16 protein-coding genes and 2 pseudogenes are annotated in these 23,839 nt (G+C 73.8%); 8 read left to right on the forward strand and 10 right to left on the reverse strand.

All coding sequences use genetic code 11. The features are described 5' to 3' along the window. Window positions 1-4: 4 nt before the first annotated feature. Genes AC4IHM_RS06300 through AC4IHM_RS06310 form a run of 3 tightly spaced genes read left to right on the forward strand, consistent with a single transcriptional unit; the run spans window position 5 to window position 2,554 of the window. Window positions 5-799: an ABC transporter ATP-binding protein gene (locus tag AC4IHM_RS06300; RefSeq protein WP_490866096.1), complete on the forward strand. Its 795-nt coding sequence runs from the start codon at window positions 5-7 to the stop codon at window positions 797-799. Then, window positions 786-1,754: an ABC transporter permease gene (locus AC4IHM_RS06305; RefSeq protein ID WP_490866097.1), complete on the forward strand. Its 969-nt coding sequence runs from the start codon at window positions 786-788 to the stop codon at window positions 1,752-1,754. Before AC4IHM_RS06300 ends, AC4IHM_RS06305 begins: the two co-directional genes overlap by 14 nt. 8 nt (window positions 1,755-1,762) lie before the next feature. After that, window positions 1,763-2,554, forward strand: a complete 792-nt coding sequence (locus AC4IHM_RS06310; protein WP_490866098.1) for a sirohydrochlorin chelatase — start codon at window positions 1,763-1,765, stop codon at window positions 2,552-2,554. Between the two features lie 23 nt (window positions 2,555-2,577). Here the strand turns inward: AC4IHM_RS06310 and AC4IHM_RS06315 are convergent, their stop codons facing one another. Further along, complete coding sequence (locus tag AC4IHM_RS06315; RefSeq protein WP_490866099.1) at window positions 2,578-3,126, reverse strand: DUF1697 domain-containing protein; 549 nt, start codon at window positions 3,124-3,126, stop codon at window positions 2,578-2,580. Window positions 3,127-3,500: 374 nt separating this feature from the next. On the opposite strand from AC4IHM_RS06315, the gene AC4IHM_RS06320 reads away from it, so the two are divergent. After that, window positions 3,501-5,768: an MMPL family transporter gene (locus AC4IHM_RS06320; protein ID WP_490866100.1), complete on the forward strand. Its 2,268-nt coding sequence runs from the start codon at window positions 3,501-3,503 to the stop codon at window positions 5,766-5,768. Window positions 5,769-5,861: 93 nt separating this feature from the next. On the opposite strand, the gene mgt is transcribed toward AC4IHM_RS06320, so the two are convergent. Further along, a complete protein-coding gene (gene mgt, locus AC4IHM_RS06325) occupies window positions 5,862-7,073 on the reverse strand; it encodes a macrolide-inactivating glycosyltransferase (protein ID WP_490866101.1) in 1,212 nt (403 codons plus the stop codon). 47 nt (window positions 7,074-7,120) lie between these two features. After that, on the reverse strand, window positions 7,121-7,903 hold the full coding sequence (gene erm(O), locus AC4IHM_RS06330; RefSeq protein ID WP_490866102.1) for a 23S rRNA (adenine(2058)-N(6))-methyltransferase Erm(O): 783 nt from the start codon (window positions 7,901-7,903) through the stop codon (window positions 7,121-7,123). Between the two features lie 462 nt (window positions 7,904-8,365). Between erm(O) and AC4IHM_RS06335 the strand changes: the two genes are divergently transcribed. After that, on the forward strand, window positions 8,366-9,229 hold the full coding sequence (locus tag AC4IHM_RS06335) for a phosphotransferase enzyme family protein (protein WP_490866103.1): 864 nt from the start codon (window positions 8,366-8,368) through the stop codon (window positions 9,227-9,229). Window positions 9,230-9,254: 25 nt separating this feature from the next. Here the strand turns inward: AC4IHM_RS06335 and AC4IHM_RS06340 are convergent, their stop codons facing one another. Next, a complete protein-coding gene (locus tag AC4IHM_RS06340; RefSeq protein ID WP_490866104.1) occupies window positions 9,255-9,977 on the reverse strand; it encodes a 3'-5' exonuclease in 723 nt (240 codons plus the stop codon). A gap of 114 nt (window positions 9,978-10,091) precedes the next feature. Beyond that, a pseudogene (locus AC4IHM_RS06345) lies at window positions 10,092-11,340 on the reverse strand (DUF5919 domain-containing protein). Between the two features lie 388 nt (window positions 11,341-11,728). Here AC4IHM_RS06345 and glgX point away from each other — a divergent pair. Beyond that, window positions 11,729-13,846 (forward strand): glycogen debranching protein GlgX, encoded by a 2,118-nt coding sequence (gene glgX / locus AC4IHM_RS06350; RefSeq protein WP_490866105.1) that lies wholly within the window; start codon window positions 11,729-11,731, stop codon window positions 13,844-13,846. Between the two features lie 94 nt (window positions 13,847-13,940). After that, window positions 13,941-16,379: a malto-oligosyltrehalose synthase gene (gene treY / locus AC4IHM_RS06355; RefSeq protein WP_490866106.1), complete on the forward strand. Its 2,439-nt coding sequence runs from the start codon at window positions 13,941-13,943 to the stop codon at window positions 16,377-16,379. Between the two features lie 47 nt (window positions 16,380-16,426). On the opposite strand, the gene AC4IHM_RS06360 is transcribed toward treY, so the two are convergent. Both AC4IHM_RS06360 and AC4IHM_RS06365 read right to left on the reverse strand, forming a co-directional pair. Further along, window positions 16,427-17,752, reverse strand: a complete 1,326-nt coding sequence (locus AC4IHM_RS06360) for a M14 family zinc carboxypeptidase (protein ID WP_490866107.1) — start codon at window positions 17,750-17,752, stop codon at window positions 16,427-16,429. Between the two features lie 214 nt (window positions 17,753-17,966). Next, complete coding sequence (locus AC4IHM_RS06365) at window positions 17,967-18,518, reverse strand: FHA domain-containing protein (RefSeq protein ID WP_490866108.1); 552 nt, start codon at window positions 18,516-18,518, stop codon at window positions 17,967-17,969. Window positions 18,519-18,695: 177 nt separating this feature from the next. Here AC4IHM_RS06365 and treZ point away from each other — a divergent pair, with 177 nt between their 5' ends. Beyond that, on the forward strand, window positions 18,696-20,441 hold the full coding sequence (gene treZ, locus AC4IHM_RS06370) for a malto-oligosyltrehalose trehalohydrolase (RefSeq protein ID WP_490866109.1): 1,746 nt from the start codon (window positions 18,696-18,698) through the stop codon (window positions 20,439-20,441). A 295-nt stretch (window positions 20,442-20,736) separates the two neighbouring features. Here the strand turns inward: treZ and AC4IHM_RS06375 are convergent, their stop codons facing one another. From AC4IHM_RS06375 to AC4IHM_RS06385, 3 genes and pseudogenes are all read right to left on the reverse strand, one after another. Continuing rightward, window positions 20,737-21,669 (reverse strand): aminoglycoside phosphotransferase family protein, encoded by a 933-nt coding sequence (locus AC4IHM_RS06375; RefSeq protein ID WP_490866110.1) that lies wholly within the window; start codon window positions 21,667-21,669, stop codon window positions 20,737-20,739. A gap of 63 nt (window positions 21,670-21,732) precedes the next feature. Beyond that, on the reverse strand, window positions 21,733-22,863 hold the full coding sequence (locus AC4IHM_RS06380) for an aminopeptidase P family protein (protein ID WP_490866111.1): 1,131 nt from the start codon (window positions 22,861-22,863) through the stop codon (window positions 21,733-21,735). A 318-nt stretch (window positions 22,864-23,181) separates the two neighbouring features. After that, window positions 23,182-23,771 (reverse strand): annotated as a pseudogene (locus AC4IHM_RS06385) (PDZ domain-containing protein). Window positions 23,772-23,839 lie beyond the last annotated feature (68 nt).

Raw genomic sequence — 23,839 nt, forward strand, 5'->3', positions numbered from 1 at the left:
GACCATGGCCACGACCACGACGCCCGCCAAGGCCGCCGACGGCGTCGAGCCGGCCGCGCACGCCGCCCGGCTCGCACACGTATCGAAGTCCTTCACGGGCCCCGCCGGGCAGCAGCTCGTGCTGGACGACATCACCCTCGATGTGGCGCCGGGTGAGTTCGTCACCCTCCTGGGGGCCTCCGGCTGCGGCAAGTCCACGCTGCTCAACCTGGTGGCGGGCCTCGACAGGCCCAGCGCCGGCGAGATCAGCACGGACGGGCGGCCGGCCCTGATGTTCCAGGAACACGCCCTGTTCCCGTGGCTGACCGCGGGCAAGAACATCGAACTCGCCCTGAAACTGCGGGGCGTGTCCAAGCCCGAGCGGCGCGCGAAGGCGGAGGAACTGCTCGAACTCGTCCGGCTGAGCGGCGCGTACGGCAAGCGGGTGCACGAGCTGTCGGGCGGGATGCGCCAGCGGGTGGCACTGGCGCGGGCGCTGGCCCAGGAGAGCAGGCTGCTGCTGATGGACGAGCCGTTCGCGGCGCTGGACGCCATCACGCGGGACGTGCTGCACGACGAGCTGACCCGCATCTGGCGGGAGACGCGGGTGTCCGTGCTGTTCGTCACGCACAATGTGCGCGAGGCCGTGCGGCTCGCGGAGCGCGTGGTGCTGCTGTCCTCCCGCCCCGGGCGCATCGCCCGCGAGTGGGAGGTCGGCATCCCGCAGCCGCGCCGCATCGAGGACACCGCCGTGGCGGAGCTGTCCGTCGAGATCACCGAAGAACTGCGTGGGGAGATCCGCCGCCATGGCCAGCACTGACACGACGCACCCGGCCGAAGGCGCGGACCCGGACGCCACCGCGAAGGACGCCGACGCGCGAGACGCCGACGCGAAGGACACCGGCGCCCCGGACGGCGGCGATCTCGCCGGTCTGGAGGCGGGCCTGGACGCGCTGGAGACGGTGCAGCAGGGCCGCAAGCCCTTCCGGCAGACCTTCGTGGAGAAGATCCTGCCGCCGGTCGTCGCCGTGCTGCTGGTGGTGGCGGTGTGGCAGGCACTCGTCTCCTTCAAGGTCGTCGACGACCCGACCAAGCTGCCCGCGCCGTCCGCCGTGTGGGACGTCGTCCAGGACGCCTGGCTCCGGGGCGACCTGCTCGGCTACATCTGGACCAGCGTCTCGCGCGGCCTGCTCGGCTTCTGCTTCGCCCTGCTGATCGGCACCCCGCTGGGGCTGCTGGTGGCACGGGTGAAGCTCGTGCGCGCGGCGATCGGCCCGATCCTGTCCGGCCTCCAGTCGCTGCCGTCGGTGGCCTGGGTGCCGCCGGCCGTGATCTGGCTGGGCCTGAACAACTCGATGATGTACGCCGTCATCCTGCTCGGCGCGGTGCCGTCCATCGCCAACGGGCTGGTGTCCGGCGTCGACCAGGTGCCCCCGCTGTTCCTGCGGGCCGGCCGCACGCTGGGGGCCACGGGGCTCAAGGGCACCTGGCACATCGTGCTGCCGGCCGCGCTGCCCGGCTATGTGGCCGGTCTCAAGCAGGGCTGGGCGTTCTCCTGGCGCTCGCTGATGGCCGCCGAGATCATCGCGTCCTTCCCCGACCTCGGGGTGGGTCTCGGCCAACTGCTGGAGAACGGCCGCAACGCCAGCGACATGGCCATGGTGTTCGAGGCCATCCTGCTGATCCTGATCGTCGGCGTCGCCATCGACCTGCTGTTCTTCAGCCCGCTGGAGCGGTGGGTGCTGCGCAGCCGCGGTCTGCTGGTGAAGAGCTGAGGCACCCCATGCACCCCACGCACCCCGTGCACCGTCACGCCCGGCCGGTCCGCCGGAGCCACCCGGCCCGGCCGGTCCTGCTGGTCGTCGCCCACGGCAGCCGCGACCCGCGGCACGCCGCGGCCGTGCACGCCCTGGTCCGCCGGGTCAGGTCGCTGCGCCCGGAGGTGCGGGTGGAGACGGGGTTCCTGGACTTCAACGTCCCCTCGGTCGCGGGGGTGCTGGAGTCCCTGGACACGGCGGGGGTGCGGGACGTGGTGGCGCTGCCGCTGCTGCTGACCCGCGCCTTCCACGCCAAGTCGGACATCCCGGCGGTCCTGGCGGACGCGCCGCCGCGGCTGCGCATCCGGCAGGCCGAGGTGCTCGGTCCCTCGCCGCTGCTGCTGGCGGCGCTGGAGCGGCGGCTGTACGAGGCGGGTCTGACGCCCGCCGACAAGTCCTCGACCGGGGTCGTGCTGGCCTCGGCGGGGTCGTCCGACCCGGAGGCCATCGCGGTCGTCGCGGACCTCGCGCGGCAGTGGCGGCACACCGGCTGGTGCGCCGTGCGGCCCGCGTTCGCCTCCGCGTCGCTGCCGCGCACCGAGGACGCGGTGCGGCAGCTGCGCGAACTGGGCTGCGCGCGCGTGGCCGTCGCCCCCTACGTGCTGGCCCCCGGCTTCCTGCCGGACCGCATCGCGCGGGGCGCCGCCGGGGCGGACGTACTCGCGGGCGTACTCGGCCCCTGCGCCGAGGTGGCCCGGGTGCTGCTGGAGCGCTACGACGAGGCCCGGGTGCCGGCGCCGGCGGCGGTGGGGGCCTGACAGCGCCGCGCCGCGCCGCGCGGCTACGGGGCGGTCAGCTCGGCGAGTTTGACGACGGTGTTCCAGTTGCGGGTGGTGGCGATCAGCCCCTTGTTCACGCGGGGCCTGGCGAGGGCCTCGGCGAGCTTGGAGCGGCCGAGGCCGTCCGGCACGTACAGATACAGGGCGCGGTCGCCGAGGCGGAACTCCTCGGGCAGGAAGCCCTGCCGGTCGAGCGGGGCGAAGCGCTCCTCGTCGACCGGCGCGGAGAAGTAGGTGACGTGCAGTTGCCTGGCCTCCAGGTCGGCGGCCGGGAAGGGGCACCGCTCGGCGACCGCCTCGAGATAGGCGTGGTCGCGCACGATCACGTCGGCCGTGAAGCCGAAGCGCTTCTCGATCGCCTGCGCCAACTCGGCGGCCAGAGACTCCTCGTCGCCGCGCCCGGAGGCGAAGACGGCCTGGCCGCTCTGGAGGTGGGTGCTCACGGTGTCGTGGCCGAGGTCCCCGAGGAGCGCGCGCAGCTCGGACATCGGAAGTCTCTTCGCGCCGCCCACATTGACCCCGCGCAGCAGCGCCGCGTACATCGTCGTCATGCCCACACCCTAAGCGGCCGTCGTGCCCCGTGGGGGTGGGCACGACGGCCGCGTGCGCCCGCGCGGCGAACGTGCGCGCCACTCTCGCCGATGGGCGTGGCCGCTTCAACCACTACGCGCTCCTGTGACTCAATCAACAACGGTGCGCGAGGGCCCTGATGCGGCGGGCACACCCTGATCGGCTCCCGTGCGGGCCCGGACAGATGTAAGGGTCGGCGTCATCCTCAGCGGTGAGAGGGCGCGGTACGGGGGGATGAGCCGGGCCGTGCGCACGTCACCGGGGAGCACGACGAGACGGCCTTGTCCGGGCCATACCTTCGAGAGGAAAGGTGGCGGCAGGGGGCTGCCACCGCGCACGAGGGGGCAGGCCCGTCATGGGGAACGGAGATTCACGGGTGCGGGGCGTAGCCGCCCGAGCCGGCGGCTGGAGTGCCCGGCACCGATGGGCCGCCGTCGGTATCTGGGTACTGTTCGTCGTCCTGGCCGTGGGACTGGGCTCGGCGGCCGGCCGGGTCGATGTCAGGGACAGCGACCAGATAAGCGGCGAGACCCGCACCGCCGCCAGGATCGTGGAGGACGCCGGGATCGAGGAGCCGGCCGGTGAGAGCGTCCTGATCCAGGCGAAGGACGACGGACTCACGGCCACGGACGCCGAGTTCCGCTCCGCCGTCGGCGCCGTCGTCACGGCGGTGCAGGGCACCGGGGAGGTCTCGGGGGTGACCACCCCGTACGAGGCGAAGACGATCTCGGAGGACGGCCGCAGCGCGCTGGTGCAGTTCGACATGCGCGGCGAGGCGGACACCGCGGGCGAGCGGGTCGAACCGGTGCTGAAGGCCGTCGAGGGCGTCCAGAAGGACCACGAGTCGCTGCGGATCGAGGAGATCGGCGGCGCCAGCATGATGAAGACGTTCGACGACGCGTTCGGCGACGACTTCAAGAAGGCCGAGTACTCCGCGGTCCCGGTCGCCCTCGGCATCCTGCTCATCGCCTTCGGCGCGCTGGTGGCGGCACTGGTCCCGGTGGCGCTGGCGATCACCGCGATCGTCGCGACGATGGGGCTGATGGGTCTGGTCAGCCACCTCCAGCCGATGAGCGACACCGCCAACTCCGTGATGCTGCTGGTCGGTCTGGCCGTGGGCGTCGACTACTGCCTGTTCTATCTGCGCCGGGAGCGCGAGGAGCGGGCCGCGGGCCGGGACGCGCAGACGGCGCTCAGGATCGCCGCCGCCACCAGTGGCCGGGCGATCGTCGTCTCCGGTGTCACGGTGTGCGTGGCGATGGCGGGCATGCTGTTCACGGGGATCGCCGAGTTCGAGGCGATGGGGCTGGCCTCGCTGATGGTCGTCGCGGTCGCCATGGTCGGCTCGGTGACGGTGCTGCCGGCCCTGCTGTCCCTGCTGGGCGAGCGGGTGGAGAAGGGGCGGGTGCCGTTCTTGCGCCGGCGCCGGCGCACCGGCGGCACCGAGGGCAGCCGGTTCTGGACGGCCGTCCTGAACCGCGTTCTCGCCAAGCCGCTGCTGGCCGCCGCGGTGGCGACCGGGGCGCTGCTGGCCGTCGCCGCGCCCGCCCTCGGCATGAAGACGCAGAACCTCACGCTGGACCAGGAGTTCGGCGACTCGCTGCCGATCGTGCAGACGTACGACCGGGTCAACGAGGCCTTCCCCGGCGGGTCCGACCCGGCCGAGGTGGTCGTGAAGGCCGACGACATCAACGCGCCCGAGGTGCGGGCGGCACTCGCCGACTTCCGGGAGCAGGCGGTCAGTTCGGGTGCCTCGCGCGGGCCGGTCGACATCACGCTGCACGCGGAGCACGACATCGCCCTGATCCACGTCCCGCTGGTCGGCGGCTCCGACCTGGACCGGGCGGGCGAGAGCCTGAGCAGGCTGCGTGACGACGTACGGCCGGCCACGCTCGGCAAGGTCGACGGCGTGCAGGCGCCGATCACCGGGCAGGTCGCCGGGTCGAAGGACTTCAACGACCAGCTCGTCGGGTCCGTCCTGCCGGTCTTCGTGTTCGTGGTGCTGTTCGCCTTCGCGCTGATGCTGCTTTCGTTCCGTTCGCTGACCATCGCGCTCACCTCGATCGTGCTGAACCTGCTGTCGGTGGGCGCGGCGTACGGCATCCTGGTCGCCGTCTTCCAGCACGGCTGGGGCGCTTCGCTGGTGGGTGCGGAGGGCGTGGGCGCCATCATCACGTGGCTGCCGCTGTTCCTCTTCGTGATCCTGTTCGGCCTGTCGATGGACTACCACGTGTTCGTGGTCTCGCGGATCCGTGAGGCGCGGCTGCGCGGGCGGACCACGCGGGACGCGATCCAGCACGGGGTGGTGACCACGGCGGGGGTCGTCACCAGTGCCGCCGTCATCATGGTCGCGGTGTTCGCCATCTTCGGCACGCTGTCCATGCAGTCCATGAAGCAGATGGGCGTGGGCCTGGCGGCGGCGGTGCTGATCGACGCGACGGTCATCCGGGGTGTGCTGCTGCCGGCCGTGATGTCCCTGCTGGGCGAGCGCAACTGGTACCTGCCGAAGTGGCTGCACCGGCTGCCGGACCTCACCCACGACGAGGCGCCCGGGGCGATCGCCCCGGCGGCCCGGGACGGCGAGGGCGAGCGCGGGGAGCGGGGTGAGCGGGTCGGGATCTGAGCGGCTCGAAGGGCCCGCCGGTTCCGGGGGAACCGGCGGGCCCTTCGGCGTCCTGTCCTCGCCCGCCCCGCAGCGGTCAGGCCCTCGCCGCGGTCAGGCCCTCGCCGCGGTCAGTTCCGCCTCGATCAGGTCGGCCGCCCGTCGGGTGCCGCCCTCCTCGGCCATGCCGGCCCGGATCCGGCTCAGGCGCCCCGCCACCTCCGGGTCGCCGACCAGGGCGAGGGCCGCGGTGCGCAGCGCCTCGGCGGTCGCCTGCCCGGCGGGCAGGTGCCGGGCCACACCGAGGCCCTGGAGGAGGTCCGCGTTGGTGAACTGGTCCGCGGCCTGCGGTACGGCGATCATCGGGGTGGCGGTCGCCAGGCCCTCCTGGCTGCCGCCCGCGCCCGCGTGGGTGACGAACAGGTCGGCCTGCTGGAGGATCGCCGACTGGGGCACCCAGCTCCGTACTTCCACGCTGTCCGGCACGTCGCCCAGCTCGGCGGGGTCGACGTGCCTGCCGACCTGGAGCACGGTGTGCCAGCCGGGCAGCTCACCGAAGGCCCTGACGCACTCCTGGTAGAACCGCGGCTGCTTGGTGAAGGTGGACCCGAGGGAGACGAGGACGACCTTCTCGGCCCCCTCGGGGCGCTGCCAGCCGCCGTCGGCGGTGCGATCGCCCTGGCAGGCGCCGACGAAGGTGTACGTCTTCTCGTCCACCCGGTCGGCGTTGGGCTGGAGCGCCTTCGGGATCAGCACCAGGGAGCGGTCGGGGCCGCCGGTGAACGCATCGGGGTGCAGGGTGATCCCGTTCTCCTCCAGCCAGGCCCGGAAGCGGGCGTAGTAGGCCTGGCCGCGCGCGGTCTTCAGCGGCTCCTCCCACATCGGCTCGCCGACCTCCCGCTCGTATCCCTCCCAGGCGACCATGCACGGGGACAGGGAGATCACGGGGACGTCCCAGCGGTGGCCGAGGACGCGGGCCGGGTAGGCGGAGATGTCGTGCAGGACGAGATCGGGTTCGTCCCCCTCGTAGGCCTCGACGAGCTGCGGGAGGGCCTGGATCGCGTCGTCGAGGAACGGCTCGACGTTGTCCAGCAGGGTGGTCCCCCACGCCCGCGGGTCGGCGTCGGGGCCGGGCAGCGTACTGTTCCACAACCTGGGCTCCGCGCCCGCCTCGGCGACCCTGTCCGCCAGGAGCGGCGGGATCGCGTACGTCACCCGGTGCCCCCGCGCGACAAGCTCGCGGATCACCTCCAGGCTGGGGTTCACGTGGCCGTACGCCGCGATGGAGAACATGGCGATGTGAGCGGGACTGCTCGGACTGGTCATTCGGCGAACGTATTCGAGACGATACGTCTCGTGCAACTTCCTTTTCGTCACGGTGCCAGCTCCTCGTGCAGCCGCAGCCACCGGCGGGGCGCCACCTCTCCGACGAGCACACCGGGTTCGAGCCGCGCGGCCCGGAACGCCGCGTCCACCCGCCGCCGGGGGTGGACGCGGCGCAGGGACGCGTGCAGGCTGCCGCCGACGCCCGAGAAGCCCAGCTCCACCATGTCCGCCCAGCCGCGGCGGGCGGCGGCGTCGGTGAGCAGCGGGGTGCGGCGGCGTTCGAGGCGCAGCACACCGGCGTCGACGCGCGGCGCGGGCCGGAAGCGGTGCCGGCCCACCCGGCCCACCAGCCGCCACTCGTGGTCCGGCCAGGTCAGGACCGTCAGCAGGGTCCAGCGGCCATAGTCGCCGGTGCGTTTGCGGGCGTACTCGATCTGGGTGAGGAGTGTGGCGTCGGTGAGACCCGGTGCGGTGAGGCACCAGTGGACGATGTCCGCGGTGCGCGAGAAGGGCACGTTCCCGGCGACGGAGAACGGCGTGCGCGGGGGCCGCGCGGCGAGGAAGTCACCGGCGACGACGCGGACGTGCGGGGCGGATGCGAAACGGGCGCGGAGCCCGGTCAGGAGCCCGGGGTCGATCTCGTAGGCGCGCAGCTCCCGGCTGCGACGGGCGAGCGGCTCGGTGAGGGCGCCCCTGCCTGCGCCCACTTCGAGCAGGAGGGGCGGGTGCCGGCGGTCGGGGACGGCGAGCCGCGCGATGTGTTCGGCGGTGGCGGGGTCGGCGAGGAAGTTCTGCGAGAGCGTGCGGGCACGCTGGGTGGCGCGGGCCATGGCCTGGTCCTTGTCTTCCGTGAAAGGGAGCGGAGAAGGGCAGCCGAGGGCCCTGACCGGAAGAGAAGGCGAAAAGGAGATGCGGAGGCTCAGCCCCGCCGCACATGTGCCACGTGTGCCACGTGTGTCAGCGGCGGGGGGACCCCGGGCCGGTCAGGGCTCCGGGGCCGCGACGCATCCTGATGGAGTACGTGCAGCCCCGGCCGAGACCGGAGTTGAAGATCGCGTTGAAAGCTGCCACGGAGGGGACGCTAGGCGGCCGGACACGGGACGGGCAACGGGTTTTCCCGGGGGCCGCCGCCGACGCCGGGCGGATATGGGGCTGCCGTCCTCCTCCGGGCCTCGCGGGGTCGTGCCCGTCATGGCACCGGGCACCCGCCTCCACCTGTGCGAATGCGACACTGGCCGACGGGTGGCGGCACGACCGGCACGGTACGACGGCGGACACGGAGGCACGCGAGGATGGACGAGGCACGGGCGCGGGAGGTGCTGGCCGAGGCGGGGGTGCTGCCCGGCCCGGCGCGGGAGGCGCGGCTGCTGGCCCTCGGCGAGAACGCGGTGTTCGCCGCGGGCAGGCTGGCCGTCAAGGTGGGGCGCGACGCCGAACTCCTCGACCGGGCGCGCCGGGAACTGGCCGTCGCGGTGTGGCTGGAGGAGGCCGGTGTGCCCGCGGTGCGGGCCGCCGACCCGACGGCCCTGTTCGTCGACGGGCACCCGGTGACCGTGTGGCGGCGGCTGCCCGAGCCGGTGCGGCCCGCCGAGCCCCGGGACGTGGCCGCGCTGCTGCGGCTGGTCCACGCGCTGGACTCCCCTCCCTTCGAACTGCCGCCCCGCGAGCTGCTGGGCGGTGTGGAACGCTGGCTGCGGCTCGCGGGTGACGTGATCGACCCGGCGGACGCCGCGTATCTGCGGGAGCGGCGCGACGGCTTCGCGACGGCCGCCGCCGCGCTCGTCCCGCATCTGCCGCCGGGCCCGATCCACGGCGACGCGCTGCCCCGCAATGTGCACGTGGGCCCGGACGGTCCGGTCCTGGTCGACCTGGAGACCTTCTCCGCCGACCTGCGTGAGCACGACCTGGTGGTGATGGCGCTCAGCCGGGACCGCTACGGGCTGTCCGCCGAGGCCTACGAGGCCTTCACCGCGACCTACGGCTGGGACGTGCGCGAGTGGGACGGCTGTGCGGTGCTGCGCGGGGCCCGGGAGACGGCCAGCTGCGCGTGGGTGGCCCAGCACGCGCCGAGCAGTCCGAGTGCGCTGGCCGAGTTCGAGCGCCGGGTGGCGTCGCTGCGGGACGGGGATCCGGCGGTGCGGTGGTATCCCTTCTGACCCGGCGTCCTGTGCCGGGCCCGGGTCAGACCCGCTCGTCGGCCGGCTCGCGCACCGGCCAGGTCCCGTCGACGACGGCCGTGGCGTCGCCCTTGCGGCGCAGGAAGCTCTGGAAGTCCGCCGCCCACTCGGCATACCACTCGATCTGACGGTGGTGCAGCTCCGCCGGTCCGAGGGCCGCGACCTTGGGGTGGCGGCCGGCTATCGCGCGGGCCAGCCGGGCCGCGGCGAGGGCGTCGGCCGCGGCGTCGTGGGCGGCGTCGAGCGGGACGCCGTACTCCCGGCAGACGGCCTCCAGATTCCGCTTGCCGCGGCGGTAGCGGTCGACGGAGCGGTCGATGGTGTACGGGTCGATGACCGGGGCGGGGTCCGCGCCGCCCAGGCGCTCGCGCAGCGACGGCAGTGCGTGGCGCCGCAGTTCGGCGGAGAGCAGGGTGAGGTCGAAGGCGGCGTTGTAGGCGACCACCGGGACGCCCGCCCGCCACTGGTCCACGAGCACGGTGGCGATGGCGTCCGCGACCCGGTCGGCGAGGTGGCCCTCGCCGGCCGCGCGTTCGTTGGTGATGCCGTGCACCGCCACCGCGTCCGGCGGGATCTCCACGCCCGGGTCGGCCAGCCACTCCCGGCGGCCCAGCGGCTCCCCGTCCCTGACCTCGATCACGGCGCCCGTCACGATGCGCGCCTCGCGCGGATCGGTGCCCGTCGTCTCCAGGTCGAAGCCGATCAGCAGCTCCCGGTGCCAGCCCATGGGCGGTCCCCCTTCTCGGTGGTGCGTTCCCCCAGTGGTCCCCACCTTCGCACGGGCCACCGACAGTCAGAGGATCGCATTCCGCTTATCCCCGCTCCGGTCCCGGGCCGACGTTCACGACACCGGCCGGGAGTCGGCCCACATCAGCTCGAACTCCTCGCGGTAGGTGGGGAAGAGTCCGCCCTCCTCGGGCTGGCCGGACTTGACGACCTTGCCGCCGTTGCGGCCGTTGCGCAGGACGAGGACCGGCGCCTCCATCCCGCGCGTCCGGCGCAGATAGGACTGGACGACCGCTATGCCGTCGGCCCCGTCCCCGTCGACGAGGTAGGCCGTGAAGCGGGGGGTCTCGTCGAAGACCTGGATCTCGAACGCGCCGGGGTCCCGCAGCCGCGCGCGCACCCGGCGCATGTGCAGAATGTTCATCTCCACGGCACGGCTCAGCTCGCCCCGCTTGATGCCGAGTTCACGCTCGCGGCGCTTGATCGCGCTGGAGGCCGGGTTCAGGAAGAGCAGCCGCACCCGGCCGCCGGACTCGGCCAGGCGCAGCAGGCGGCGGCCGGAGAAGTTCTGCACCAGCAGATTGAGGCCGATGCCGAGAGCGTCCACCCGGCGGGCGCTGCCGAAGAGGTCCTCGGCCGGGAACTGGCGCAGCAGCCGCACCCGGTCGGAGTGCACCGCGACCACGTCGGCGTAGCGGTCGCCGACCAGGTCCTCCACCGCGTCGACCGGCAGCCGGCGCGCGGACGGCACGTCGCTGCCCGCGCCGAGGACTTCAAGGAGTCGCGCGGAGGCGCGCTCGGCCTGGTTCAGCACCGCCTCGGACAGGGCCCGGTTTCGGGAGACGACGTTGCGGGTGACCTCCAGCTCGTCCAGGGCGAGTTCCACGTCCCGGCGCTCGTCCATGTAGGGCTCGAAGCACGGCCAGTGCTGCACCATCAGCTCACGCAACTGCGGCAGGGTGAGGAAGCTGAGGACATTGTCGTCGGCCGGATCGAGCAGGTAGCCCTTGCGGCGGCTGACCTCGCGGACGGCGACGGCGCGCTGCACCCACTCCTGCCCCGCGGGTCCGGCCGCGGCGACCACCCAGTCGTCGCCGTGCACGGGTTCGTAGACCGGCCGCAGCACGGCGGCCACGACCGCGCGCAGCCGCTGCTCGACGAGGTTGAGCCAGATGTAGGCCCGGCCCGCCCGCTGCGCCCGTGTGCGCACCTCGTGCCAGGCGTCGGAGTCCCAGTCCAGTTCCGGACCGATCGCGCCCGTGTTCATCGGCCGCGCCAGGGACACCGCACCGGGCGGGAACGTCCGTGGAGTTCTCCTGGTGACCGTCGTCACCAGGAGGCAGCTCCAGCCCTCCCGAGCCCACCCGTGCACCGCCTTCCGCTCCCCCGGACACTGCCGGGGACACCCCGTCCCAACGATCAAGGAAGGGTACTCCGGGAGCGGTGCGCGGTGCAGCCCGATGGACGGGCCGGTTTTCCCAACATCCTTGATCCACAAGTGCGTTCCCGACGACCGGACACCGGGGAGTGAGCGGATTCATAGCGGTGACGTGGCCGGGCACGGGGAAGGATCCCCCGCGCCCGCTCCGGTGCGGGCGCGCAGCACAACGCCGAAGGGTGGGTAGGAGGACGTACGTGCTACGCCCTGTCGTCGCATTCCCCCGGGCAGGTCCTGGGTGGTCGCCTCACTTTCGGGGAGACTCGGAGCCAAGGCGTCCGCACCGGCGCCCCACACCTGAAAGAGTCGAGTTCATGCAGGTCTGGCCTGGAGAGGCGTATCCACTCGGTGCCACGTACGACGGCGCCGGCACCAACTTCGCGGTCTTCACGGAGGCCGCCGACCGAGTAGAGCTGTGTCTGCTGCACGACGACGGCTCGGAGACCGCGGTCGAGCTGCGGGAGAGCGACGCCTTCGTGCGGCACGCGTATGTGCCGGGCGTGATGCCGGGGCAGCGGTACGGGTATCGCGCGCACGGCCCGTACGCCCCCGAGCGCGGGCTGCGCTGCAACTCGGCGAAGCTGCTCCTGGATCCGTACGCGCGCGCGATCAGCGGGTCGATCCAGTGGGGCGAGGAGGTGTACGGCTACCACTTCGGCGACCCCGAACGGCGCAACGACCTGGACTCGGCGCCGCACACGATGACGTCGGTGGTGGTCAATCCGTACTTCGACTGGGGCGACGACCGGCGCCCCCGGACGGAGTACCACCACACGGTGATCTACGAGGCCCATGTGAAGGGCCTGACCATGCGCCATCCGGGCCTGCCCGAGGAGCTGCGCGGCACCTACGCGGCGCTCGCGCACCCGGCGGTCATCGAGCACCTCACCGAGCTGGGGGTGACCGCGCTGGAGCTGATGCCGGTGCATCAGTTCGTCAACGACCACCGCCTGGTCGACATGGGCCTGAACAACTACTGGGGCTACAACACGATCGGCTTCTTCGCCCCGCACAACGCGTACGCCTCCTGGGGCGACCGCGGGCAGCAGGTGCTGGAGTTCAAGTCGGCGGTCAAGGCGCTGCACGAGGCGGGCATCGAGGTCATCCTCGACGTGGTCTACAACCACACCGCCGAGGGCAACCACCTGGGCCCGACGCTGTCCTTCAAGGGCCTCGACAACCCCTCGTACTACCGGCTCGCCGACGATCCCCGGTACTACACGGACACCACGGGGACCGGGAACTCCCTGCTCATGCGGTCCCCGCACGTCCTTCAGATGATCATGGACTCGCTGCGGTACTGGGTCACCGAGATGCATGTCGACGGGTTCCGCTTCGACCTCGCCGCCACGCTGGCCCGGCAGTTCCACGAGGTGGACCGGCTGTCGTCCTTCTTCGACCTGGTGCAGCAGGACCCCGTGGTCTCCCAGGTGAAGCTGATCGCCGAGCCGTGGGACGTGGGCGAGGGCGGCTACCAGGTGGGCAACTTCCCGCCGCTGTGGACCGAGTGGAACGGCAAGTACCGGGACACGGTGCGGGACCTGTGGCGCGGCGAGCAGCGCACGCTGGCGGAGTTCGCGTCCCGGCTGACCGGGTCCTCCGACCTCTACCAGGACGACGGCCGCCGCCCGCTGGCCTCGATCAACTTCGTGACCTGCCACGACGGCTTCACCCTGCACGACATGGTGTCCTACAACAACAAGCACAACGCGGCCAACGGCGAGGACAACCGGGACGGCGAGAACCACAACCGGTCCTGGAACTGCGGCGTCGAGGGCGACACCGACGATCCCGCGGTGCTGGAGCTGCGGGCGCGGCAGATGCGCAACCTGATGGCCACCCTGCTGCTCTCCCAGGGCGTCCCGATGATCAGCCACGGCGACGAGTTCGCCCGCACCCAGCGGGGCAACAACAACGCCTACTGCCAGGACAACGAACTGGCGTGGCCGGCCTGGCCCGACGGCACGCGGGCCGACCCGACGATGCTGGAGTTCACCCGCGCGATGGTGTGGCTGCGCAAGGACCACCCGGTCTTCCGCCGACGCCGCTTCTTCCACGGGCGCCCCGTGCAGGGCACGCACGACGAGCTGTCCGACATCGCCTGGTTCACCCCGGAGGGCACGGAGATGACCCAGCGGGACTGGCACTCGGCGCGGGCGTCGGCGCTCACGGTGTTCCTGAACGGCAACGCGATCTCCGAGCCCGGCGCGCGCGGGGAGCGCATCGCCGACGACTCGTTCCTGCTGCTGTTCAACGCCTCGCCGAAGACGCTGGACTTCGTGGTGCCGGTCGACCACGGCCGGCAGTGGGAGGTGGTCGTCGACACCGCCCGCACGGAGGCGGTGCCCTCGGGGGCGGGCCCGAAGGTGCAGGCCGGGGACCGGCTGACCCTGGTGGACCGCAGCCTGACGGTGCTCCAGCGGCCCGTGTAGGGCGTGCGGCGCGCCCCGCCAGGGCCGTGCGCCCCTGCACCCGTGCAGCGGGCACGGTGACAGGAAAGGCGGCGAGGCGGGTACGTAGGTTCCCATGACACCTGAGCGACCCGACCCGGTGCTGTCCACGGGCTCCACCGCCCCCTCGGCCACCTACCGGCTGCAACTGCAGCCCGACTTCCCCTTCGCGGCAGCGGCGGCGGCCGTGCCGTACCTGGCCTCGCTCGGCGTGTCGCATCTGCACCTGTCCCCGGTGCTCGAAGCGGTCCCCGGCTCGCCGCACGGCTACGACGTTGTCGACCCCACCCGCGTGCGCGGGGAACTGGGCGGCGAGGAGGGGCTGCGGGCGCTGGCGAGCACCGCGCGGGAGCACGGTCTCGGCCTGGTCGTGGACATCGTGCCCAACCACATGGCGATGTCCCCCCGCCACAACCGCGCCCTGTGGGAGGTGCTGCGCCGGGGACCGGCGTCGCCGTACGCGCGGTGGTTCGACATCGACTGGGAGGCGCAGGGCGGCCAGGTGCTGCTGCCGGTGCTCGGCGCCCCGGTCGGCGAGGTGCTCGACCGGCTCCGGGTCGACGGGGACGTACTGCGCTACCACGAGCACGCCTTCCCCCTGCGGGAGGGCACCGCGGACCTGCCGCTGCCGCAGCTCCTGGACGCCCAGTGGTACCGCCCGGTGTGGTGGCGGCTGGCCCGGACCGAGCTGAACTACCGGCGCTTCTTCAGCATCTCGGAACTCATCGGCGTCCGCGTGGAGGACCCGGAGGTGTTCGAGGCCACGCACGCCACGATCCTGCGGCTCCTGCGCGAGGGGGTGGTCGACGGACTGCGCGTCGACCACCCCGACGGACTCGCCGACCCCGGCGCGTACCTGCGGCGGCTGGACGAGGCGGGTGGCGGCCGGTGGACGGTGGTGGAGAAGATCCTCGCGGACGGGGAGCGGCTGCCCGCGGCCTGGCCCGTCGCGGGCACGACCGGCTACGACGCGCTGCGGCACGTCGACGGGCTCTTCACGGACCCGGCCGGATACGGGGAACTGCTCGGCCGGTACCGCGGGTTCGCCGCCCCGCGGACGGACCGGGGCGGCGACTGGGCGGCGACGGTGCGGCGGGCGGCGTACAAGGTGCTCACGCACGAGCTGGCCGCCGAGATGGACCGGCTGACCCGGGTGGCGCACCGCCTGTGCGTCGCCTCGCCGGAGCCCGCGCTGCGCGACCGGGCGCCGTGGACGCTGCGCACGGCGGCGCGGGAGCTGCTGGTCCGGCTGGAGGTGTACCGGCCGTACACGACGGCCGACGCGGCGTCGGTCGTCACCGAGCAGGCGGCGGCCGGCGCCCGGCGCGCGTTCGCGGTGCCGGAGGAGGCCGGCGCGGTGGACGTTGTACGGGACCTGCTGCTGGGGCGGTACGGGGACGGCCCCGACCACGTGGAGTTCCGGACGCGGTTCGCGCAGACCGCGTCGGCGCTGCGGGCCAAGTCCGTCGAGGACACGGCCTTCTACCGCTACGTGCCGCTGCTGTCGGCGACCGAGGTGGGCGGGAACCCGGGCGGCCCTGCCCTGGCGCCGGAGGAGTTCCACGCCCACTGCGCGCGCGTGCAGCGCGACTGGCCCGCGACGGGCACGGTCGTCTCGACCCACGACACCAAGCGCAGCGCCGACGTGCGGGCCGCGCTGGCGGTGCTCACGCAGTGCCCCGAGCGGTGGGCGGACATCCTGACGGAGGTCACCCGCACGGGCGAGGGCGCGCCGGACGCGCAACTGGCGTGGGCGGCTTGGCAGACGGTGTTCGGGCTGGGCCCGGCGGACGGGGAGCGCGTGCGGGAGGCGCTGCTGAAGCATGTGCGCGAGTCGGGGATGCACACCAGCTGGACGGAGCAGAACCCGTCGTACGAGAAGGCCGTGGACCGGTTCGTGGCGGCGGGGCCGTGCGGCGCGCCGGGTGAGCGGGTGACGGCCCTGCGCGCCGCCCTGGAGCCGCACATCCGCGCCAATGTGCTCGGGACGGCCCTGACCCATCTGACGATGCCGGGGGTGCCGGACCTCTACCAGGGCACCGAGCACGAGTATCTGGCCCTGGTGGACCCGGACAACCGCCGGCCGGCCGCCTTCCCGTCCGACGGGGCCGACGGGGCCGACGGGGCCGACGGGCCCGCGGGGGCCGGGGGCGGGGCGAAGGAAGCGGTGACCCGGGCGGCGCTGGCGCTGCGCGCGCGGCGGCCCGGCGCCTTCGGTGACACGGCGACGTACGAGCCGCTGACCGCCGACGGCCCCGCGGCGGCGCACTGCGTGGCGTTCGCCCGCACGGGGGAGGTCGTGACCGCCGTGACCCGCCTTTCGCTGCGGCTGGCCGAGGCGGGCGGCTGGCGCGGTACGACGCTGCCGCTGCCGCCGGGCCGGTGGGCCGACGCGCTGACACCCGGACGGGAGTTCGCGGGGCACGCGCGCGTGGAGGAACTGTTCGCGGACACGCCGGTGGCGCTGCTGGAGCGGTTGGGGCCGGTGGGTCCCGCGGAGGGGGACCGCGACTGACCGTCGGCGCGTGACGGGCGCCGATGTCCCGACGCGGTTCGCCCGGGTCATTCCCGGCGCATCGGTACCGCGGCCTCGGAACCCCAGCCCGGCTCGCCGGAGCGGGAGCCCACCGCGGGGTGCCGGCCGGCCAGTTCGAAGGCGGCGAGGACGACCCGGGTCTGGTACTCCACCTGCCGCGCGACCGGTATCCAGCGGGCCGCGCAGCCGTCGCGGTAGTCGGCGCAGCCCTCGTCGACGAGCCGGTCCAGTTCGGGCAGTACGCCGGCCGGGTCGCCCCCGGCACGTGTCACCAGCTGGTGCAGCAGCCCCGCGGTCCGCAGGGCGAGGCGCCGTCCGGCCAGGCGCAGCGCGGCCAGGTGGGCGGTGCTCATCGGCGGAAGGGAGTGGCCCGTGCCGTCGTCGGTGTCGGGGTCCCAGGTGTCGGCGAGCCTGGGGCTGACCAGCAGGTAGTCGTCGACCGGCGCGAGCAGGTGCGCCGCCTCCGGCACGGCGGCGAGGTGGGGCCGCAGCCGGGCGAGGACGCGGTGCAGGCGCCGGGCGTCGTGGCGCAGGGTGCGGCTCACCGAGCGCAGTACCGCGTCCCGGTCGGCCGGCGGCGAGCCGTCCGCCACGGCGGGCACGCCCCACATGGGGGCCTCGACGACCGCGGTGACCGTGCCGTACCGCCGAGGGTGGCACCAGGTCGAGTCGACGGCGGCCTCGGTGATGGCCGCGGTGAGGTCGCCGCGGCGGGGCGGCGGTATGCGGTAGACGGCGGGGCCGAGGTCGGGCCAGTACAGGGTGTCGTAGGCGCCCAGTTCGCGCGGGACGCCGAGCCGGGCGGCGGTGTGGGCGAGGCGCTGGGCGAGGCCGGGCAGCTCGTCGGTCAGCTCGACGAAGCCGCCGCCGACGTCCACGCCGTGCAGGGAGCACTGAAGGAAGGGCCGCAGCTCCTCCTGGAGTCCGAGCAGTGTGCGGGTCTCCGGCAGCGCGACGCGGTCCGGGCCGTCGGGCAGCCACTCGGGCTGTTCGAGGAAGCCGGGGCGGAAGAAATTGCGGGCGTAGCGGCCGAGGGTGTACGGGCCGGACAGCCAGCCCTCGTTGCGGCGCAGGCCGTCGGGGTCGACGCACAGCAGCAGGTTCCAGGTGGCGTCGGCGTCGTCGGTGAGCCGGGAGTCGGCGGCGGCCCGCTCGGCCAGCCGCAGGGCGGTGGCGCCGCCCACGGGCTCGTTGGCGTGCGGTCCGGCGACGACGAGGACCTGGCGGTCGCCGTGGCCGACGGAGAGCAGCAGCAGGGGGTTGCCCGCGCGGGAGGTGCCGACGCGGCGCAGCCGGGCCTGTCGGGGGTGGCGGGCGACGAGTGCGGCGGCCCGGACGCCCAGCTCGTCCACGGTCGGATAGCGCAGGAGGGGCGGCAGGGCACACCTCCACGTTGCGGGGCGTCGATTCACCTGGTGTGCGCGGTGTACGCACAGTCAGTCATGACTTGTCGGGTACGTCAACACCACCAAAAGCAAAGGGGTTCACCCCCGCCGAGAAGCCACGACACCAAGTGAGGCCCAGGCCAGAGCTGTGCTTCGGCCCGCTTCGGGGCGCTTCGGGGAGCTAGTGGGCCGCGAGCCGGAAGCTCATCCGGCCGAAGCCGATCTGGTCGCCCTCGCGGACGAGGGCCGCGCCGACGACCCGCCGTCCGTTGACGGTGGTGCCGTTGGTGGAGCCCAGGTCGCGCAGCACCCACATGCCGCCCTGGCGGCTCAGTTCCGCGTGCACCCGGGAGACCGTCTCGTGGCTCAGCCGCAGCCCGTTGGCCGGGGCGCGCCCTATGCGCAGCGGATGACCGGCGCCGGGGTGGGGCAGCAGCAGTTTGGGCAGCCGTTCGGCCTGCCAGGCCCTGCGCAGCCGGACGCCGAATCCGGACACCGCCTCCACCGTCCCGAACACCAGCCGCGACAGTCTGCTCTCGGTGGGCAGGTCGGCGGTGAGCACGGCCAGCTCCTCCGAGCGGCGGGCGGTGAGCGCGAGGTCCATCCTGCGGATGAACGTGTCGTGCGACAGACGCCCCATGGCGACGCCGTCCCGGAGCACCTTCAGCGCCTTGTCCCGCTCCGCGTCGGACAACCGCGCGGGATACGTGTTGAACTCGAAGGGCGACGTCACGCAGGTGATTGTCGGTCAAGCCCGGCCGCGGTGTCCAGAAGACGGGGAAACGGCGGCCACGCGCGCGGGGGGCGGCACGACACCGGTCGCGAACGGGGACATTCCCCAGCGGACTGATCACTTTTGCAGGACCATGGACGGGCTACATCACGGTGAGCAGACGAAGGGGAACCGTCCGTGCAGTTCGAGGTGTGGGCACCGCAGGCCGGCCGCGTGACACTGATGTGCGACGGCGTCACGCGCGCGTTGGAGCGCGATCCCGAGCGGCCGGGGTGGTGGTGCGGGGAGAGCGAGGCGCGGGACGGCTCGCGGTACGGCTTCGCGGTGGACGACGGACCGGTGCTGCCGGACCCGCGCTCGCGCCGGCAGCCGGAGGGACCGGACGGACTCAGCGCGGTCGTCGACCACACGCGGTACGCGTGGCAGGCCGCGTGGACCGGGCGCCCGCTGCCCGGTGGCGTCCTGTACGAGCTGCACGTGGGCACGTATACGCCCGGGGGCACGCTCGACGCCGCCGCCGAGCGCCTCGGCCACCTGGCCGAACTGGGCGTGACGCACGTCGAGTTGATGCCGCTGTGCCCGTTTCCCGGCCGGCACGGCTGGGGGTACGAGGGGGTCTCGCCGTGGGCGGTGCACGAGCCCTACGGCGGGCCCGAGGCACTGAAGCGCTTCGTCGACCGGGCCCATGGACTCGGCCTGGGCGTGGTGCTGGACGTGGTGCACAACCATCTGGGCCCGTCCGGCAATTACCTGCCCGCCTTCGGCCCGTACTTCACCGAAACCCATCACACGCCCTGGGGCGCCGCCGTCAACCTGGACGCCCCCGGCTCGGACGAGGTCCGGGCGTATCTGGTGGACAGCGCGCTGGCGTGGCTGCGGGACTACCGGATCGACGGGCTGCGCCTGGACGCGGTGCACGCCCTGGTCGACACGCGCGCGTGCCACTTCCTGGAGCAGTTGTCGACCGCCGTGGACGACCTCGCGGCCGATCTGAACCGCCCGCTGTTCCTGATCGCCGAGTCCGACCTCAACGACCCGCGGATCATCACCCCGCGCGCGGAGGGCGGCCTGGGCGTGCACGCGCAGTGGAACGACGACTTCCACCACGCCCAGCACACCGCGCTGACCGGGGAGTCGACGGGGTACTACGCCGACTTCGCGCGCGACCCGCTGGCGGCGCTCGCCAAGACGCTGACCCGGGGCTACTTCCACGACGGCACCTACTCCAGCTTCCGGGGCCGCTCGCACGGCCGCCCGCTGGACCGCGCCCGTGTGGCCGCGCACCGGCTGACCGGCTACAGCCAGACCCACGACCAGGTCGGCAACCGGGCCCAGGGCGACCGTCTGGCCTCCCTGGTCTCCCCCGGCCTCGCGGCCTGCGCGGCCACGCTGACACTGACCGCGCCGTTCACGCCGATGCTGTTCATGGGCGAGGAGTGGGCGGCCGGCACGCCGTGGCAGTTCTTCACCGACCACACCGACCCGGAACTCGCGGAGGCGGTACGGCGCGGCAGGCGGCGCGAGTTCGCCGCGCACGGCTGGAGGGAGGAGGACGTGCCCGACCCGCAGGACCCGGCGACGCGCGAGCGCTCCTGCCTCGACTGGTCCGAGCCGGAACGCGAGCCGCACGCGCGCGTCCTGGACTGGTACCGGCGGCTGATCGCCCTGCGCCGCGAGCAGCCGGACCTGACCGCCCCGGACCTCGCCGACACCAGGGTGGCCTACGACGGTGCGGCGCGCTGGCTGGCCTTCCGGCGCGGCGACATCCGGGTGGCCGTCAACCTGGGCACGGAACCGGCGGCGATCCCCCTGGGCAACCGCCCCGCACGCGTGCTCGCCGCGTGGGAGCCCGTCGAGCCCCCGGGCACGGACGGCGTACTGCGGGTGCCGGGCGAGTCGAGCGTGGTACTGACCCAGGAGTGAGCCGGGGCACGCACGGGGGGGTGCGCCCCACGTCGCACCGGCGCCGGGCGGGCCCCGTACGGGCGCCGGGCAAGCGCCCGCGCAGCGGCGCCACGCGGGCCCCCCGCACCAGCACCAGGCCCCCGCACACCGGCGCCACACGGACCCCCATACCAGCGCCGGGCGCCCTGGCACACCGGCATCACGCCGACCGCCGCACCAGCACCGGGCGCCGCGCACCGGCATTGCGCGGACCCCATACCCCCGTACCGGCGCCGGGCGCCCCCGCGCGCCGAGGCGGAGTGGGAGCGGTCGCTCAGGCCGTGTCGCGTGTGTCGGTCCCGCGCAGTTCCGTCACCCGTTCCAGGAGGATCGGCTCCCAGGCGCGTCGCAGTCGGGTCCTGAGCAGGGGCAGGGGCGTGTCCGACGGGCCGGTGAGCGCGCCCGCGAGGTGGACGACGGCGTCGCAGCGGGCCAGCCACAGGCCGCGCAGGCAGGGCCGGGCGCCGTAACCGGCGAGGGTGGCGGCGCGGACGGCGGCCGGGGAGCCGACGGAGAGCGCGAGCCCGGCGATGTCCTCGGCCGGGTCGCCCAGTACCGCGTCGGTCCAGCCGAGGACGCCGCGCACCCGCCCGTCGACGCCGACCACGAGGTGTTCGCCGGTCAGTCCGTGGTGGACGAGGCTCACCGCCCCCTGCTGGACGCCGAGCTGGGCCGCCGCCTCCCGGGTGAGCCGCTCCGGGCGCGCGGCGTCGAACTCGTCGGCCTCGACGAGCCGCCGGACGGCCCGCTCGGCGGCCCGCCGCAGGGTCTCCAGGGAACGCGGGGCGACCCGCGGCACGCCGAGGCTCTCGGCCTGGCGGACCGGCACCTCGCGCACCCCGGTGAGCAGGGCCGCGAGGTCCGCCTCGCCGAGCGCGGACACGTCGTGGTCCTCGCCCGAACCGCCGGGCACCTTGGCGTCCAGCGTGTAGGTCAGACCCGGCTCCCACTCGCCGTGCGCCACGCTCGTGGGCACCGCGACGTGGACGTGGGGGCGGACCAGTTCGCGCAGGCGCAGTTCGCGGCGCTGGCGCACCGCGGCCTCGCGGTCAGGGGCCAGCCGCAGCACGTACCGGGAGCCGACCCACCAGGTGGCGGGCCCGTCGCCCTCGGCGACGGGCCGCACGTCGGGGTCCGTGCTGCCGCCCAGCAGGGAACTGACCAGTCGGCGGACGGTGTCCGCGGTGGGTGTCGGTGCCTGGGTCATGGTCGCGCCGTCGTCCTCCGGATCTGCCGAGGCGTTCGCGGTCCTTGTGCCGCCGGTCGCCGGTCACTCCACCACGACCAGCTCCCGGGTGGTGTCGTTGAGGCGCCGGCCGCCGTCCTCGGTGACGGCGACGATGTCCTCGATGCGTACCCCGAACCGGCCGGGCAGATAGACGCCTGGCTCGACGGAGAAGCACATGCCGGGCACCAAGGGCTGCTCCTCGCCCTCGATCATGTACGGCGGCTCGTGCGTGGTGACGCCGATGCCGTGCCCGGTGCGGTGGATGAAGTACTCGCCGTACCCGGCGCCGGCGATGACCGCGCGGGCGGCCCGGTCGACCTCCTGGCAGGCGGCGCCGGGCCGTACCGCCCCGAAGCCGGCCTCCTGCGCCTCGCGGACGAGGTCGTGCACCCGGCGCTCCTCGTCGGTCGGCTCGCCCACGTGGACGGTGCGGGAGGTGTCGGAGCCGTAGCCGTCCTTCAGGCCGCCGAAGTCGAGGACGATCATGTCGCCGTCCTCGATGACGCGGTCGCCGACGTTGTGGTGCGGGTTGGCGCCGTTCGGTCCGGAGGCGACGATGGTGAAGTCGACCCGGGAGTGGCCGAACCGCCGCAGCAGCCCGGCGAGGTCGGCGGCGACCTCGGTCTCCCGGCGCCCGCCGAAGCGGACCTTCCGGATCTCCTCGAAGGCGGCGTCCGCGGCCGCGCCCGCGGCCGCCAGCAGCTCCAGCTCCGCCGCGTCCTTGACGGCGCGCAGCATGGGCAGCGCCTCGGTGAGGGAGGCGTAGGAGGTGCCGGGCAGCGTTCGCTGGAGGGCCAGCAGGTGCATGGCCCAGGCGTTGTCGCTGATGCCGAACCGTCCGGAGCCGTCGAGGAGTGCGGCGGTCGCGGCGTAGGGGTCCTTGCCGTCGGTCCAGTCGCGCAGGGTCAGCGCGGGTGCGCCTGCCGCCTTCTCGGCGTCGGGGGCCTCCAGCGTCGGGACGACGAGGACGGGTTCACGGCCGGGGGCGAGCACCAGCACGGTGAGCCGTTCGGTGTCCGCGGTGGGCGCGTATCCGGTGAGCCAGACGAGGTCGGGGCCCGGCGCCACCAGGAGCCCGGCGAGCCCGGCGTCGGCGGCGGCGCGCGCGGCGCGCCGCATCCGGGCCCGGTAGTCGTCGGCGGTGAAGGAAACGGCGGGCGTGCTGCCGGTCATCCGGGCCTCCCTGGGCGAAAGCGTGAAGGGACCACGGGCAGCATCCTGCCCTCGGCGTGGGGGCGGCGCGAGCCGATTGGCATTGATCCGTCGTCGCGGCGGGTGGTCGGGTACGACTTGAGCATGAGGGATGGGGGCGTGCCGTTCGGGTGACGCCGGGAGGGGCGCCGAACGGGTCCGCGACGTGCTGTGGCGGCTGCCCCGGGAGGGCGAGCAGGTCGCGGACCGTGCCGCCCCGGCCGGGCCCGCCCCTCACGTGCTGGACGGCACCGGACGCCTCCCGAGCCGCTTCCCTACGGTGGCGGGACGCCGGGCGGGTCAGGTGACGACCCCCGGTACGGCCGTCAACTGCTGGTAGCCGCCGCTCTCGTGGCGCACGGTGACCTTGATCTCCTCGCCCGGCCGGGCGCGGGCCACGGCGTGCGCGAGGTCGGCGGCCGAGTCGATGCGGGTGGTGCCGAGCGCCAGGAGTACGTCGCCCCGCACCAGGCCCGCCGCATACCCGGGACCGGGCACATGGACGCCGACGACCAGGGCCCCCCCGGCTTCTCGTCGTCCACGGCCTCCACACCGAGGGTCGCGCCGGCCGGCGCCGGGGCGGGGGACGCGTCGGCCGACGGCGCCGAGGCGGCCCGGGTGCCCGACGGCACCCCCGCTGCGTGGCCCGGTGCCCCCGCCTGCCGTTGCAGTTCGGCGAGTCGGCTCATGCCGATCACCGTGGCCCCCACCGTGCCGAGTCCCACGCCCGCCAGGAGCAGGACGGTCGCGGCGAACACGCCGAGCAGCACGGTGGTGAACCGTCGCCGGCGCCGGCGCCCGGGATGCGGGCTCCGGGCCGGGTCCGAGTCGCTGCCGGCCGCCGGTTCCCGGCCGGGCATCGGTTTGGGACGCAACGCTGTCTGTTCCATGGATCGCCTCCGGCAGATGCCCTACCCGCCGCACCGGCGCGTGACGAGCCACGAAAGAGTGAGACTGA

Source organism: Streptomyces sp. SL06 (assembly GCF_058244745.1).

What these genes read in the sequence shown, in the direction of transcription:
- AC4IHM_RS06300 (WP_490866096.1), top strand. Translation starts at nt 5, where the DNA reads ATGGCCACGACCACGACGCCCGCCAAGGCCGCCGACGGCGTCGAGCCG.
- AC4IHM_RS06305 (WP_490866097.1), top strand. Translation starts at nt 786, where the DNA reads ATGGCCAGCACTGACACGACGCACCCGGCCGAAGGCGCGGACCCGGAC.
- AC4IHM_RS06310 (WP_490866098.1), top strand. Translation starts at nt 1,763, where the DNA reads ATGCACCCCACGCACCCCGTGCACCGTCACGCCCGGCCGGTCCGCCGG.
- AC4IHM_RS06315 (WP_490866099.1), bottom strand. Translation starts at nt 3,126, where the DNA reads ATGACGACGATGTACGCGGCGCTGCTGCGCGGGGTCAATGTGGGCGGC.
- AC4IHM_RS06320 (WP_490866100.1), top strand. Translation starts at nt 3,501, where the DNA reads ATGGGGAACGGAGATTCACGGGTGCGGGGCGTAGCCGCCCGAGCCGGC.
- mgt (WP_490866101.1), bottom strand. Translation starts at nt 7,073, where the DNA reads ATGACCAGTCCGAGCAGTCCCGCTCACATCGCCATGTTCTCCATCGCG.
- AC4IHM_RS06335 (WP_490866103.1), top strand. Translation starts at nt 8,366, where the DNA reads ATGGACGAGGCACGGGCGCGGGAGGTGCTGGCCGAGGCGGGGGTGCTG.
- AC4IHM_RS06340 (WP_490866104.1), bottom strand. Translation starts at nt 9,977, where the DNA reads ATGGGCTGGCACCGGGAGCTGCTGATCGGCTTCGACCTGGAGACGACG.
- glgX (WP_490866105.1), top strand. Translation starts at nt 11,729, where the DNA reads ATGCAGGTCTGGCCTGGAGAGGCGTATCCACTCGGTGCCACGTACGAC.
- treY (WP_490866106.1), top strand. Translation starts at nt 13,941, where the DNA reads ATGACACCTGAGCGACCCGACCCGGTGCTGTCCACGGGCTCCACCGCC.
- AC4IHM_RS06375 (WP_490866110.1), bottom strand. Translation starts at nt 21,669, where the DNA reads ATGACCCAGGCACCGACACCCACCGCGGACACCGTCCGCCGACTGGTC.
- AC4IHM_RS06380 (WP_490866111.1), bottom strand. Translation starts at nt 22,863, where the DNA reads ATGACCGGCAGCACGCCCGCCGTTTCCTTCACCGCCGACGACTACCGG.